This is a genomic window from Pseudomonas sp. Pseusp88 (assembly GCF_047303955.1).
In the GTDB taxonomy this organism is placed as follows: domain Bacteria; phylum Pseudomonadota; class Gammaproteobacteria; order Pseudomonadales; family Pseudomonadaceae; genus Aquipseudomonas.
Genome location: NZ_JBGLYM010000002.1, coordinates 334,890 through 348,507, shown reverse-complemented (window position 1 = coordinate 348,507; position 13,618 = coordinate 334,890). Strand labels below are relative to the sequence as shown.

Genomic DNA, 13,618 nt, shown 5'->3' with positions numbered 1-13,618 from the left:
AAGGAGCGTATCGATGCCTGTTGTGAAACGTGTGCCCTCGACCCGTCCCGCGTCTGAGATCGGTATCGTGCATCTTGGCCTGGGGGCATTTCATCGCGCCCACCAGGCGGTCTACCTGCAACGCCATCTCAACCGTCATGGGGAAAGTGACTGGGGCTTGTGCAGCGCCAACCTGCGCTCGAATCGCACATTGGTGGATCGATTGCGCGCTCAGGATGGTCGCTACCACGTGGCCGAGTACCGTGACCGCGAACAGGTGACGCTGCGTGAGATCGCTGTAGTGCGCGAGGCCCTGTACGTGGGCGAGGGTGGCCATGATCTGGAATTGCTGTTGCAGCGCATGGCCGCGCCGCAGACGCGGATTGTCACCCTTACCGTCACCGAAAAAGGTTACTGCCTGAGCCCGGCATCCGGACAGTTGCGTGTGGAGGACCCGGCGATCGCCCATGACATCGCCCATCCGCAAACGCCGCGTACGGCGCCCGGCATTGTGCTCGAAGCCTTGCGCCGCCGTCGCGCTGCCGGCATGGCGCCGTTCACTGTGTTGTGCTGCGACAACATGCCCGACAACGGCCTGCGCACGCGCCAGGCCGTGAGTGCCTTGGCCGCGTTGCAGGACGAAGGATTGATGCAGTGGGTCAACGAGCACGTGGCATTCCCTGGCTGCATGGTTGACCGGATCGTCCCCGCCATGGATGACGAGTCCTTCACGCGGCTGGAGCAGCAACTGGACTGCCACGACCGTGCGGCCGTGGTCTGTGAACGTTTCAGCCAGTGGGTGATTGAGGATCACTTTCCCCTTGGGCGTCCGGACTGGGAGGTGGAGGGCGTGCAGATGGTGGACGACGTCCGCCCGTTTGAAACAATGAAACTGCGCATGCTCAACGGCAGCCACTCGTTGTTGGCCTATGTGGGATTGTTGGCCGGCCACGCATCGGTGTGCGAGGCCATCAACGATGCGGATCTGGCTCGGGTCATCGAGCGCTACATGCTCCAGGAAGCGGCGCCGACCCTGAACATGCCGGCGGGTGCCGATCTGGTGCGCTATGCCCACGATCTCAAGGTGCGCTTTGCCAATGACAGCCTTCACCACCGCTTGCGCCAGATCGCCATGGATGGCTCGCAGAAATTGCCCCAGCGCCTGTTGCTTGGCGCGCAGCAGTTGCTCGACGACGGACGCGGCATCGCCTGCACGGCATTGGCTATCGCGGCGTGGATTCGCTATTGCACGCAGCCGCTGCCCAGCGGGTCGGCGCAGGCAATTGACGATCCCTTGAGCGCAACCTTTGCCGACCTCGCGGGACGATTCGAAGGCGCATCGTTGGTAGATGCCTTTCTTGATCTGGACGAAGTATTCCCGACAGCATTGTCCACTCACGCGGCCTTTCGCGATGCCGTGCACGATGCCTATGGCGCTCTGGTTCGCGACGGCATCCGCCGTCTCTTGCATAACCTTGCAGTACCCCCCCAATAAGAACGGAGAACAGCATGGAACAGACATGGCGCTGGTTTGGCCCCCAAGACCCGATCTCCCTGGCGGACATCCGTCAAACCGGTGCGACCGGTATCGTCACCGCCCTGCACGACATCCCCAATGGCGACGTCTGGCCGGTGGACGCCATCGCGGCGCGCAAACGGATGATCGAAGCCGCAGGGTTGAGTTGGTCTGTGGTGGAAAGCATTCCTGTGCATGAGGACATAAAGCGCGGCTGCGGACGGCGTGACGAGTACATCGCCAACTACCAGCAAAGTGTGCGCAACCTGGCGAGCTGTGGCATCGATATCGTGTGCTACAACTTCATGCCCGTGTTGGACTGGACCCGTACTGACCTGGCCTGGGAGTTGGCGGACGGCGGTTGGGCGCTGCGTTTTGATCACACCGCGTTTGCGGCATTCGACCTGTTCATCCTCAAGCGCCCGGAGGCACACGCCGAATACAGCGTCGAGGACATCCAGCAGGCCAAGGCATATTTCGAGCAACTGACGCCCGCCCAGACCGACACCCTGGTTAATACCTTGATCGCCGGTTTGCCCGGCGCCGAAGAACACTACAGCCTGGATGATTTCCGGGCGTTGCTGCGCACCTACTCGCACATCGACGAAGCCAGACTGCGTGAACACCTGGGGTATTTTTTGCGCGCGGTGGTGCCGGTTGCAGAGGCCGTGGGCGTGCGCATGGCGATTCACCCGGACGACCCGCCCCGGGCGTTGCTCGGCTTGCCGCGCATCCTGTCCACGGCCGAAGATGCCCAGTGGTTGCTGGACGCCGCACCAAGCCCGGCGAATGGCCTTACGTTCTGCACCGGTTCCTATGGCGTACGTGAAGACAACGATCTGGTGGCGATGGCCAAGCACTTTGCGCCGTTCATCTATTTCACCCACCTGCGTTCAACCCGCCGCGAGGCCGACCCACGCAGCTTCCATGAAGCTCACCACCTGGACGGCGATGTCGACATGGTTGGGGTCATCGCTGCGCTGGTGGCAGAAGAGCGCAGGCGTGAGCGCGAAGGTGGTCCGCGCCTGCCGTTGCGTCCGGACCATGGCCATCAACTGCTTGACGATCAACAGCGTAAAAGCAACCCCGGCTATTCGCTGATCGGTCGCCTCAAGGGCCTGGCAGAAATCCGCGGTGTGGAATTGGCGGTACGCCAGCAGTTGGGCTGATGGCTTGAAAACGGAGCCTGTCGTCAAGCAATCGCAGGCAAACCCCCTCCCACAGAAACCATGCACGTTGGTAATTCATGCATTGTTCAAGAAGAGAGGGGCTTGCCCCGATGCGGCTATTTGCGCTCTGCCAACTCCATGATCATCCGCGACAGCAGATAGATGCGTGGAGTAACGCTTTCGACTTCGGCATATTCTTCCGGCGTATGGATGTTGCCGCCTACGATGCCGAAACCATCCAGGGTCGGTGTGCCCACTCCGGCCGAGAGGCTGGCGTCTGCCGCGCCGCCGCTGCCTTCGATCGTCAGCTTGCGGCCCAACTCACCATAAATCCCTTGGGCGATGTCGACCAACGCATCCGACTGGGCCGTTTGCGGCATCGGTGGCAGGCCACGAATCAGGCTGGTGGTGACTTGGGTGTCTGAAATCAGCTTGTTCGCCGAAACTCTGGCCAGGTCCTTCTCGATCCGGTCAAACTCCTCCGGTAATGCTGCGCGGACATCGGCCTTGGCAGTGGCCTGATCCGGGATCACATTGACCCGGTCACCGGCCTTGAGCACGGTGAAGTTGATCGTGGTTTTTTTCTCGGCATCCCCCAGCTGGCCCAGTTGCAGAATCTGATGTGCCATTTCCATCGCGGCATTGCGCCCCAATTCCGGTGCTACACCGGCATGCGCTGCCTTGCCCTTGACCTCGACCACCGCAGTGGCGCTACCTTTGCGCCATACCACCAAGCCATCGGCAGGCCGGCCAGGTTCCAGATTGAGAGTGACATCGTGTTCTTTCGCCGTTTTCTTGATCAGCGCGGTCGCGACGTCAGAGCCGCTTTCTTCGCTGGCATCCAGCAAGAAGGTGATCTGCGCGTAGTTCTTGAAGTTCAGGTTGTTGAGGATTTTCAGCGCGTAAATACCGGCGACGATGCCGCCTTTATCATCCATTACACCGGGGCCGTAGGCGCGACCATCCTTGATATGGAACGGCCGCTCTGCCGCCGAACCTTCCTTGAATACCGTGTCCATGTGTGCCATCAGCAGGATCTTGGCTTTTCCGGTGCCTTTGAGTGTTGCGATCACATGGCTGCTGGTGTCCGGGGTATTGGGCACGGTCTCGATGGTCGCGCCGAGTTTTTTCAGTTCATCGACGGCAATGTCGCGAACCTGGGTCAGGCCGGGCTCATAGCCTGAGCCCGAATCGATGTTGACCATGCGCTCCAGCAGTTTGAGAGCTTCGCCCTTGTACTGCTCGGAATCGGCCAGGATCTGTTTGTGCGGCTCTGCGAATGCAGTGGGGGCTGCGATGCCAAGGGCCAGGGACAGGCCCAGGGTGGCGGCCAATGTGGAGCGGGAGAAGGCGAATACCATAAAGCGATCCTTGTTTTTTTAATTCGTCAGGACACCCTAGCGCTTTGTTGAGGATTCAGCACGCATTCATAGTCTGAGACAGAGCGAGCAGCAACTCGCTCTGGCTCACTGCAAAACCACAGTCAAAAACGATCCACATCAACAATCGCTTGGGCAAACGCCTGCGGTGCTTCTTGCGGCAGGTTGTGGCCAATGCCGCCACTGATCAGACGGAATTGGTATTTGCCGGTAAAGCGCTTGGCATAGTCTTCAGGCGCCGGATGTGGTGCGCCGTTGGCGTCGCCTTCGAGAGTGATGGTTGGCACCCTGATGGAGGGTGCGGTTGCCAGTTTCTGCTCCAGGGTATCGTAGCGAGATTCGCCCTGGATCAACCCCAGGCGCCAGCGGTAGTTGAATACGGTGATGGCAACGTGATCCGGGTTTTCCAGCGCCTTGGCACTGCGGTCATAAGTGGCGTCATCGAACGCCCATTTTGGCGACGCGATTTGCCAGATCAGTTTGGCGAAGTCGTGAGTGTTTTTCTCATAGCCTGCCTGACCGCGGTCGGTGGCGAAGTAGAATTGGTACCACCACTGCAGTTCGGCCTTGGGTGGCAGCGGGTTCTTGCCAACGGCCTGGTTGCCGATCAGGTAACCGCTGACCGACACCAATGCCTTGACCCGCTCTGGCCACAGTGCCGAGACGATGTCGGCTGAGCGCGCGCCCCAGTCGTAGCCACCGAGCACGGCCTGCTTGATCTTCAGGGCATCCATGAAATCGATGACATCGCTGGCCAGGGCTGCCGGCTGGCCATTTCGCAGGGTGTTGTCGGAAAGGAAACGGGTATCGCCATAGCCGCGAGCGTAGGGCATCAATACGCGATAGCCCTTTGCGGTGAGTAACGGTGCGACCTCGTCATAACTGTGAATGTCGTATGGCCAGCCATGCAGAAGAATTACCACTTGGCCATCGGCAGGGCCGGTTTCGGCGTAGGCGACGTTCAGCAGGCCGGCTTTGACATGCTTGAGCGGGCCAAAGGGCGAGGGCGCTGCGTGGCTGATATCACCTGCCGCCGTGATAGCGCCCGCAGAATCGGTTTCCTGGGCATGAGCCGCGCCAAATACAGCGGCCAGGCTGATCGCCAGGAATGATGCAGGGAGCAGGCGGTTGCGAGATTTGCCTGGGCGATGGTGCGGCGTTGTCCTGTTCATGACGATGTCTCCGTGCGCATTGATGGCCAGGGGATCCGTCTGATCCCCTGCAAACCTTTAGCGCATTTCAACGGGACAACGTGTCTTGAGTGTGTCCAATCAGCCCTTGAATGAAAGCCTGTGTATCTCAATTTGATAGGGATACGCAGTGATACAAAACAGCGGGTATCGCACTTTCTTCCAGGCCTCTGTGGATCGTATGGCGACCCTGCGCGTGCGCAACAAAGTCAGGCTGCTGCGGTAATTGCGTTGAAGCAGACCATCGTCGTTGACTTGGGTTGGTTTTTGAACCGCTGCCTATTTCATCCCGTATAGGGTAACTAGTGTTCTGTCTCGCAAATAAGCTGTTCAATCTGGACGGCGTCTGATTTCGCCAGGCTACGTTGCCGCTCCTCCCCATAGCCCTGCTATGACTCGTCGCGGCGCCTTGCCTGACAAAACCAGCCCCCGACCAGAGTGAACCTATCTGCGAGACAGGGCACTAGGATTGCGCGTTTTTTTTAATAATCAGATCAAATGCCTGTCCCACTGTCTTGATTTTCTCAGCTTCATCATCAGCCATCTGAATGACGAATTCATCTTCGATCGCCATTATGAGTTCAACCTGATCAAGTGAGTTTGCGCCCAGGTCTTCGGAGAAACTCGCTTCCTTGGTAACTTCTGAATTCTCAACATCCAGCTTATCGACGATAATTGATTTGAGTCTTTCAAACACATCTGCCTGTGCCATGGTGCACCTCGCCTTGCTTCATAAATACACGACGCGCCATGTTCCCCCTGGTGTCCAACCGTCGACAACTGTCAGAAATACTAGGTTTGCCCCTTAAATCGGCCCCCCATCGCACTTTCCCTCATTTCCCTGATCTATCTCTGTCACAAGCACGCCGCTCCTGGCGTGAACGCAAGAGCCAGAATTCCTGCCGATGGATCGCACATCACCTGTTCATCTAATCCGACGACTGCTGCTGGTGATGGTCTTCATACTGTGTGCCGCAGCCTGCACCCAACAAGACGGCCGCGATATCGCCAGACAGTTCAGCAACGGCAAGCCTGATGAGTTTTTCCAGACCACGGTCGATCGCGTGGCGACTCTGGGCATGCGCGACAATCTGCAAAGTCTGTATTTGCTGATGAACAAGCTTTATCTGCGCAACCCGAATCAGTGGCGGCTATCGGGTTATACCGATGCGGTGACGGCTGCCCGGGAGATCCGTCGGGCGATTGAGCAGGGGCAGTCGCTGCCCGCTCTCGGAAATCGGCGAGATCTTGCGGCCTTGAGTTATTCCCTGAGCCCGGAGTTTCGCGGTGATCGCGTAGGCGCCTTTATCTATGCGATTGGCAGCATGCTGGTGACTGCCCATGGCGGGCGTACGCAGTTCTATATGACCGACTCGATCAATCCGCAGTTTGTCAGTAATGCCGCGCGCAATATCGAGAAGGCCACCTGGCTGCTCAGCCAGCGGCAGGACGCCAATGGCTCGTTAATGCTTTTTTCCAACGAGATATCGGAGCAGGGCAGTAATCTCAGTTTCGCGGTGGAGTTTGGCAAGATCGTCGCGCGTCTCGATCTGTTGGCGCAAATTCTCGATGAGCGTTACAGACGCATTGGTCTCAATTACGCCCAGAGCCTGTTGCTGATGAACTTCCTGCCAGTGCAATAACATTGCGCATTGAGGAAAAGGGCCACTCATCCATTACCTCTGGCCATATCCGGGTGCTGTTCTAGCCTTGTTTCCCTTCAATCATCATCGAATAGAGAAGGGGGCAGTATGCCATCGCTCACCCAACGGACCGACTGGTACGGCACGACTAAAAGCGATGTCATCGACGGTACAGATGGCAACAACATGCTCTACGGAAACGCCGGTAATGACGTGCTCACGGCGGGCGAGGGCGAGGGTGTCAGCGTGCTGATCGGCGGTGCAGGCGATGATCGGCTGATCGCCGGCAGCCAGAGCGATACCTTTCGTTTTACCGCTGAAAGCGACAGTTATGTGGACAGTACCGGCGGCCATAGCGATTTGATCGTCGGGTTCGACCCGACCCATGACTGGCTAGATCTCACGGCCCTGGGACTTGACGGGATCGGCTATGGTTATGGCGGAAAGATTGATCTGGTCTACAACGAGTCGCTGGACCGTACCTACCTGCGCAGCTATGAGCACGACTACATTCCGGGCGAGGACCTGAAGTATTTCCAGGTCGCCCTGCAGGGGGATTACCGCACCACCCTCACAAACGCGAACTTCTGGAATCTCGATGAGCGCGATCGCTTCGACGATGTCGTGATTGGCACAGACAAGGGGCAGGAAACCCTGTCGGGCGACATGGGGCGTGATGTTGTCAATGGGGCAGGGGGCGATGACCGCATCGACGGCGGCCTGGATGGCGACACTCTCTCGGGCGGCAGTGGCGCGGACACCTTCTTCTTCGCTGCGGTGGCCGACAGCTTTCGGGCTGATACCACCGATGTGACCCATCGCGACCTGATCACTGACTTCCATGCTGCCGAGGGCGACCTGGTGGACCTGTCGATTCTGGGTTTCACCGGTTTGGGTGACGGCCACAATGGCACGCTTAAGCTAAGCGTCAACGCAGCCGGTACGCAAACCTCCCTCAAGTCACTGGACCCCGATGCCGAGGGGCATAGTTTTGAAATTCTCTTCACTGGCGATGTGCGCAAGGAGCTCAGTGAGGGCAGTGTGATTTTTGATAACAACCCGACTGCTACTGTCATCGAGAACGAGATCGATCTTGTTGGAGTGGCTCCGACAACCGTCGGTTAAGGGCCGCCGCGATAGCTCTGGCCCCCGGTACTCATAGGAGCCAGCTTGCTGGCAATGGCGTAAGGTCAGTCACTGACCTATTGCGAGCGCTTCGCAGCTTATCGCCAGCAAGCAGGCTCCCAAGAAACCTCGATTCAATCAAAGCACACGCGTGATCCCCACCACAGCAACAATATCGATATACGGTCAGGGATTCGCCCGGATGCTCTAGATAGGGCGTCCCGGGATTGGAGCTTGCCTTGGTTGCGAATAATATAAGAGATCATACCATCATCCCAGTATACAAATGAAAAACCCCATGCTAGAACTTACCCAAGCTTAACGCCTGCACAGTGACGCCGAGCCCAGGTCTGGATCGCTGCCTTTCAGTGGCCCCAATAAGAACATCATCTCATCACACCAGCTCTGTCGGAGCCTGTAGATGAGTCGGAGAAACGCCATGCATGACAGCTCCGCTTCCCGGGTCGAGCAATCGGCCATTCGCAGTATTTCCCTACGCCTTGTGCCATTCGTGGCGCTCATGTTTTTCATCAATTTCCTCGACCGTACGGCGATTTCGTTCGCCGGGCCCAATGGCATGACCCAGGACCTGGGCCTGACCATCGCGCAATTCGGGCTGGCCTCGGGGATCTTCTTCATCGGTTATATCCTGCTTGAGGTGCCGAGCAATCTGGCGCTGCACAAGTTCGGCGCCCGCAAATGGCTGGCGCGGATCATGGTGTCCTGGGGCATCGTTTCGCTGCTCTTCACCTGGGTCAGCAGCGTCGAAGGTCTGTATACCCTGCGCCTGCTGCTGGGCATCGCCGAAGCGGGTTTCTTCCCGGGGGCGATCCTGTTTCTCAGCCTGTGGGTGCCGGCGCGTTATCGCAGCAAGATCCTTGCGCTGTTCTATCTCGCGCAACCGCTGACCATTGTGATCGGTGCGCCGCTGGCAGCCTGGTTGATTGGCCATGACGGCCTCTTCGGGCTGTCCGGCTGGCGCGTGATGTTTCTCGGCGTGTCATTGCCCGCCATTGCCGTAGGCCTGATCGCCTGGTTCTATCTGGTCGATCATCCTTCCCAGGCCAAGTGGCTGAGCAGCAAAGAAAAAACCTGGCTGATCGGCGAGCTGGAACGCGAACACAGCGAATCAGCCAACAGCAAGCACCATATCGGTGTCGGCGCGGCGATGCTCAATGGCCGGGTATGGATGCTGTGCCTGATCTACTTCGGTTTCATCTATGGGCTGTATGCGCTGTCGTTCTTCCTGCCCACCATCATCGGCGGCTTCCAGGCGCAGTTCGGTACGACGTTCAGCGTCTTCGAGAAGGGCCTGATCACTGCGATCCCTTACCTGCCAGCGGCTGTGGCGCTGTATCTGTGGTCCCGCGATGCAACCCGGCGTGGCTGCCGTACCTGGCACATCGCGCTGCCGGCCCTGACTGGCGCGGTGAGCATCCCCCTGGCGCTGTACATGGGTTCGCCGACCGCTACCGTCGCCGTGATCACTGTCACCGCCTGTTCGATCTTCGCCGCACTGCCCAATTTCTGGACGCTGCCCACCCAGTTCCTGACCGGAGCCTCTGCGGCCGCCGCCGTGGCGCTGATCAATACAGTCGGCAACGTCGCCGGTTTTTCCGCGGGCTTCGTCACCGGTGCACTCAAGGATTACACCGGCAGTTACTCGGTTCCGATGATGGTGGTCGGTGGCCTGATGCTGATGTCTGCGCTGTTGATGGTTGCTCTTGGCGCCCGGCGGCCACAGCTCGACGCCAAACCCATGAGCGTACCGCCCCAGGCCTTCCAGGGAGAATAAGAAATGACCCGTTTGTTCAATCAACCCTCTGCCTTTGCCAGTGAGCTACTCGAAGGATTCGTCGCCGCTCACCGTGACAAGGTGCGCCAGGTGCCCGGCGGCGTAATGCGCAGCACCCAGTACAAGAGCGGCGAAGTGGCGGTGGTGATAGGCGGCGGCTCCGGGCACTATCCCGCGTTCGCCGGCCTGGTCGGCCAGGGTCTGGCCCATGCGGCGGTCATGGGTAATCTGTTCGCTTCACCCTCCGCGCAGCAGATCTACGGGATCGCTCGCACGGCGCACAAGGGCGGCGGGGTATTGTTGGGTTATGGCAACTATGCCGGTGATGTGCTGCATTTCGGCCTGGCCAAGGACCGGCTCAATGCCGAAGGCATCCCCTGTGAAGTAATCGCGGTCACCGACGATATTTCCAGCGCATCCATTGACGAGCAGCACAAGCGGCGGGGCATTGCCGGTGACCTGGTGGTGTTCAAGGTCGCGGCGGCATCCAGCGAAGCCGGATATGAGTTCGCCGAGGTGGTGCGGGTGGCCCGTCATGCCAATGCCCGGACCCGCTCGTTGGGTGTGGCGTTCTCTGGGTGCACGTTGCCGGGTGCCGAGCATCCGCTGTTCGATGTGCCAAAAGGCCGGATGGCCCTGGGCATGGGCATCCATGGTGAGCCCGGTATCAGTGAAGGCGCGGTGCCGAGCGCTGATGAACTGGCGCAGACCCTTGTTTCGTCCCTGCTCAACGAACTGCCGGACGGCATCGCGCAGCCGGCAGGCCAACGTGTCGCGGTCATTCTCAATGGTTTGGGCAGCATCAAATACGAAGAGCTGTTTGTGCTCTATCGGCGTGTCGCACAGTTGCTCGATGCTGCCGGGCTGACGGTGGTCGAGCCTGAGGTCGGCGAGCTGGTTACCAGCTTTGACATGGCCGGGTTGTCTCTGACCCTGTGCTGGCTGGATGCCGAACTGGAAGCTTTCTGGCGTGCGCCGACCTTGACGCCGGCCTATCGCAAGGGCGCACTGCAGATTGCCCAACAACAGATCGATGACCCGACTCAAGTGGTTGAACAGCAGGTGATACCGCCCGCCAGCGCCAAGTCCCGGCGCTCCGCCCACTGCGTGATGCAGGCCCTGGAGGCGGCACAACGCATCGTCGTGGAGCAAGCGGGTGAACTGGGCCGCATCGATGCGGTGGCCGGTGATGGCGATCATGGCATCGGTATGCAACGCGGAATTATCGCCGCTGTGGCCAAGGCCCGTGAGGTCCTGACACTGAACGCCGGGGTCGGCACCTTGCTGCGCTGTGCCGCTGACGCCTGGGCCGATGAGGCGGGCGGCACGTCCGGCGCGATCTGGGGCGTACTGCTTACCGCATTGGGAACTTCACTGGGTGATCGTCAGGAGCCGGATGCGACGTCGGTGGCCGATGGTATCCGCCGGGCCAGCGACGGTATCCAGCATTTCGGCAAGGCCCAGGTTGGCGACAAGACCATGGTCGACGTGCTGGTGCCGTTCAGCGCAGCGCTGAGCGAAGCCGCCGGGCAGGGGCTGGAGTTGCATCAGGCCTGGCGCGTTGCCGCACAGGTCGCCACTGACGCGGCTACCGCCACTGCCCAATTGCGTCCGCGCATCGGCCGCGCGCGGCCCCTGGCAGAGAAAAGTCTCGGCACCCCGGATGCAGGCGCGGTATCGCTTGCCCTGATCATCAATGCCATCGAGCCCGTCCTGTGGACCGGCACCCTGGCTCCCCGCCGCATTGAGGAGACTGTTCATGAGTGACATTTTGCGCATCGTCATAGGCTCGGATGACGCCGGTTATGAATACAAGGAAGCGCTCAAGCGCGACCTGCTGGGCTATCCGGATGTCGAGCTGATTGAAGACGTCGGCGTCGACAGCCAGAGCCATACGGCCTATCCATTGGTGGCCATTGCTGCGGCGGAAAGGGTCGCCTCGGGGGCGGCGGACCGGGCGCTGCTGATCTGCGGCACCGGCCTGGGCATGGCGATTTCAGCCAACAAGGTACCGGGCATACGCGCCGTCACCGCCCACGACAGCTTTTCCGTGGAGCGGGCGGTGCTCAGCAATAACTCCCAGGTCCTGACATTCGGCCAGCGGGTCATCGGCATCGAGCTGGCCCGGCGCCTGCTCAAGGAGTGGCTGACCTATCGTTTCGATGAGCACTCGGCCTCGGCGCAAAAGGTGCAGACCCTGACCGATTACGAGCGGGTCAGCGCGCGATGAGCAGGCCCTTGGTGACGCTGGGCGTCAGCCTGAAGATGTATTTCGGCTACCGTCGTACCCTCGACTGGTGCCGGGCCATTGCCGCGCAACTCGCGGCCAATGCCGATGTGCGCAGCGGCGCCATCGAGGTGTTCATCATCCCCAGCTATCCGACCCTGGCGCCGGTACTGGATATCTTCGGCGGCCTGGCCCGGGTGGGCGCACAGAATCTGTTCTGGGAAGACGAAGGCGCCTACACCGGCGAGGTCAGCCCCAGGATGCTGCGCGAGATGGGCTGTGGCGTTGTCGAAATCGGCCATGCCGAACGTCGTCGGCATTTCGCCGAGACCGACCAGCAGATCGCCGACAAGACGGCCGCAGCCTGGCGCAACGGCCTGACACCGGTGCTGTGCCTGGGGGAGGAGCACTCGCTCGGAGTGAGCGAGGCGGTGCAGGTCTGTCGCCAGCAGCTGGATTCATCACTGGCAACGGCGCGTCGCAGCGGGCTGAGTGGCGAGCTGATCCTGGCCTATGAACCGCAATGGGCGATCGGTGCGGCGCAACCTGCTGACGCACAGTTTATCGGTCAGGTTTGCCAGGGGCTGCGCGACGCACTGGATGACCCGGGCATCCGGGTGATTTACGGCGGCAGTGCCGGGCCTGGTCTGCTGAGCCAGCTGAGGGGGCAGGTCGATGGCCTGTTCCTGGGACGCTTCGCCCATGATCCGGCTGCGTTTCAATCGATTCTCGAAGAGACGGGCCGCTTGTGCGCCGTGTCCTCGGACCGCTACGAGGAGAGCGCGCAATGGCAATCGGCCTGAGTACCTATTCGTTCTTTTGGCGCGCCAGTGAGCGAGTGCCGCATCCGCTGGATCTGCCGCAGATGCTGCAACAGACCGCGGAACAGGGCGCCGGGGTCTTCCAGATCTGCGACTTCAAGGCCATTGAGGCATTCAGCGTCAGTGATCTGCTTGACCTCAAGCGCCAGGCCGATGACCTCGGGCTGGTGCTGGAGTTGGGTACTCGAGGCCTGGAAACCGAGCATCTGCGCAAATACCTCGGGTTCGCCGAGATTCTCGGGGTGCGGCTGATTCGCAGCATGTTCAACAGCAATAGCCTGAAACCGACGCCGGACCAGGCTCTTGCCCTGTTGCAAACAGTGATGCCGCAGTTCGTCGAGCAGGACGTGAAGCTGGCCCTGGAAACCTACGAGCAAGTACCGACCCGCATGGTAATGGGCGTAATCGAGCGCATCGACAGTCCCTGGCTGGGCATCTGTCTGGACCCTGGCAACTGTGTCGCGGCGCTGGAGAACCCTACGGATGTCATCGACCAGACCGCCGAACGGGTGCTCAACCTGCACGTCAAGGACTTCGCCTTCTCCCGCCGCGACGGCTGGGTTGGTTTCACCTTCGCTGGCTGCCCCATGGGCGAAGGCCTTTTGGACTACGCGTATATGCGCGACAAGGTCCGCCCCAACACTCGGCACATCAACCAGATCATCGAGCATTGGCTGCCCTGGCAGCTCGACGCGGCGACCACCTGCGCTCTAGAAGACCAGTGGACTCGCCATAACCTGAATTACCTCACTACAAGACAAACCGAGGAGTGAC

General features: G+C 60.1%; 12 protein-coding genes. 9 read left to right on the top strand and 3 right to left on the bottom strand.

Going from position 1 to position 13,618, the window contains the following annotated elements:
* Positions 1-13: 13 nt before the first annotated feature.
* On the top strand, positions 14-1,474 hold the full coding sequence (locus ACCD02_RS04005) for a mannitol dehydrogenase family protein (RefSeq protein WP_413298681.1): 1,461 nt from the start codon (positions 14-16) through the stop codon (positions 1,472-1,474).
* Between the two features lie 14 nt (positions 1,475-1,488).
* Complete coding sequence (gene uxuA / locus ACCD02_RS04000; protein ID WP_413298680.1) at positions 1,489-2,664, top strand: mannonate dehydratase; 1,176 nt, start codon at positions 1,489-1,491, stop codon at positions 2,662-2,664.
* A gap of 116 nt (positions 2,665-2,780) precedes the next feature.
* Here uxuA and ACCD02_RS03995 read toward each other — a convergent pair whose 3' ends face one another.
* The 3 genes from ACCD02_RS03995 to ACCD02_RS03985 form a co-directional block, all read right to left on the bottom strand.
* A complete protein-coding gene (locus ACCD02_RS03995) occupies positions 2,781-4,025 on the bottom strand; it encodes a M20/M25/M40 family metallo-hydrolase (RefSeq protein ID WP_413298679.1) in 1,245 nt (414 codons plus the stop codon).
* 122 nt (positions 4,026-4,147) lie between these two features.
* A complete protein-coding gene (locus ACCD02_RS03990) occupies positions 4,148-5,215 on the bottom strand; it encodes an alpha/beta fold hydrolase (RefSeq protein WP_413298678.1) in 1,068 nt (355 codons plus the stop codon).
* Positions 5,216-5,696: 481 nt separating this feature from the next.
* Positions 5,697-5,945, bottom strand: coding sequence for an acyl carrier protein (locus ACCD02_RS03985; RefSeq protein WP_413298677.1), 249 nt, complete (start codon positions 5,943-5,945; stop codon positions 5,697-5,699).
* A 193-nt stretch (positions 5,946-6,138) separates the two neighbouring features.
* Here ACCD02_RS03985 and ACCD02_RS03980 point away from each other — a divergent pair, with 193 nt between their 5' ends.
* The 7 genes from ACCD02_RS03980 to ACCD02_RS03950 all read left to right on the top strand — a co-directional run bounded on the left by ACCD02_RS03980 (position 6,139) and on the right by ACCD02_RS03950 (position 13,617).
* The gene (locus ACCD02_RS03980) at positions 6,139-6,876 is read left to right on the top strand and encodes a hypothetical protein (RefSeq protein ID WP_413298676.1); all 738 of its coding nucleotides are present in this window, start codon (positions 6,139-6,141) and stop codon (positions 6,874-6,876) included.
* A gap of 108 nt (positions 6,877-6,984) precedes the next feature.
* Positions 6,985-8,001, top strand: a complete 1,017-nt coding sequence (locus ACCD02_RS03975) for a M10 family metallopeptidase C-terminal domain-containing protein (protein WP_413298675.1) — start codon at positions 6,985-6,987, stop codon at positions 7,999-8,001.
* A gap of 439 nt (positions 8,002-8,440) precedes the next feature.
* On the top strand, positions 8,441-9,796 hold the full coding sequence (locus ACCD02_RS03970; RefSeq protein ID WP_413298674.1) for an MFS transporter: 1,356 nt from the start codon (positions 8,441-8,443) through the stop codon (positions 9,794-9,796).
* Positions 9,797-9,799: 3 nt separating this feature from the next.
* Positions 9,800-11,563 carry a dihydroxyacetone kinase family protein gene (locus ACCD02_RS03965; RefSeq protein WP_413298673.1) on the top strand — a complete coding sequence of 588 codons (1,764 nt, stop codon included), beginning with the start codon at positions 9,800-9,802 and terminating at the stop codon, positions 11,561-11,563.
* Positions 11,556-12,026, top strand: coding sequence for a ribose-5-phosphate isomerase (locus ACCD02_RS03960; protein WP_413298671.1), 471 nt, complete (start codon positions 11,556-11,558; stop codon positions 12,024-12,026). Before ACCD02_RS03965 ends, ACCD02_RS03960 begins: the two co-directional genes overlap by 8 nt.
* Positions 12,023-12,826, top strand: coding sequence for a triose-phosphate isomerase family protein (locus tag ACCD02_RS03955; RefSeq protein WP_413298670.1), 804 nt, complete (start codon positions 12,023-12,025; stop codon positions 12,824-12,826). The genes ACCD02_RS03960 and ACCD02_RS03955 overlap by 4 nt, the downstream gene beginning before the upstream one ends.
* Positions 12,811-13,617: a sugar phosphate isomerase/epimerase family protein gene (locus ACCD02_RS03950; RefSeq protein ID WP_413298669.1), complete on the top strand. Its 807-nt coding sequence runs from the start codon at positions 12,811-12,813 to the stop codon at positions 13,615-13,617. The genes ACCD02_RS03955 and ACCD02_RS03950 overlap by 16 nt, the downstream gene beginning before the upstream one ends.
* Position 13,618 lies beyond the last annotated feature (1 nt).

Bases quoted from the DNA above. Each gene is read 5' to 3' on its own strand.
- ACCD02_RS04005 (WP_413298681.1), top strand. From the start codon at position 14: ATGCCTGTTGTGAAACGTGTGCCCTCGACCCGTCCCGCGTCTGAGATC.
- uxuA (WP_413298680.1), top strand. From the start codon at position 1,489: ATGGAACAGACATGGCGCTGGTTTGGCCCCCAAGACCCGATCTCCCTG.
- ACCD02_RS03995 (WP_413298679.1), bottom strand. From the start codon at position 4,025: ATGGTATTCGCCTTCTCCCGCTCCACATTGGCCGCCACCCTGGGCCTG.
- ACCD02_RS03990 (WP_413298678.1), bottom strand. From the start codon at position 5,215: ATGAACAGGACAACGCCGCACCATCGCCCAGGCAAATCTCGCAACCGC.
- ACCD02_RS03985 (WP_413298677.1), bottom strand. From the start codon at position 5,945: ATGGCACAGGCAGATGTGTTTGAAAGACTCAAATCAATTATCGTCGAT.
- ACCD02_RS03980 (WP_413298676.1), top strand. From the start codon at position 6,139: ATGGATCGCACATCACCTGTTCATCTAATCCGACGACTGCTGCTGGTG.
- ACCD02_RS03975 (WP_413298675.1), top strand. From the start codon at position 6,985: ATGCCATCGCTCACCCAACGGACCGACTGGTACGGCACGACTAAAAGC.
- ACCD02_RS03970 (WP_413298674.1), top strand. From the start codon at position 8,441: ATGCATGACAGCTCCGCTTCCCGGGTCGAGCAATCGGCCATTCGCAGT.
- ACCD02_RS03965 (WP_413298673.1), top strand. From the start codon at position 9,800: ATGACCCGTTTGTTCAATCAACCCTCTGCCTTTGCCAGTGAGCTACTC.
- ACCD02_RS03960 (WP_413298671.1), top strand. From the start codon at position 11,556: ATGAGTGACATTTTGCGCATCGTCATAGGCTCGGATGACGCCGGTTAT.
- ACCD02_RS03955 (WP_413298670.1), top strand. From the start codon at position 12,023: ATGAGCAGGCCCTTGGTGACGCTGGGCGTCAGCCTGAAGATGTATTTC.
- ACCD02_RS03950 (WP_413298669.1), top strand. From the start codon at position 12,811: ATGGCAATCGGCCTGAGTACCTATTCGTTCTTTTGGCGCGCCAGTGAG.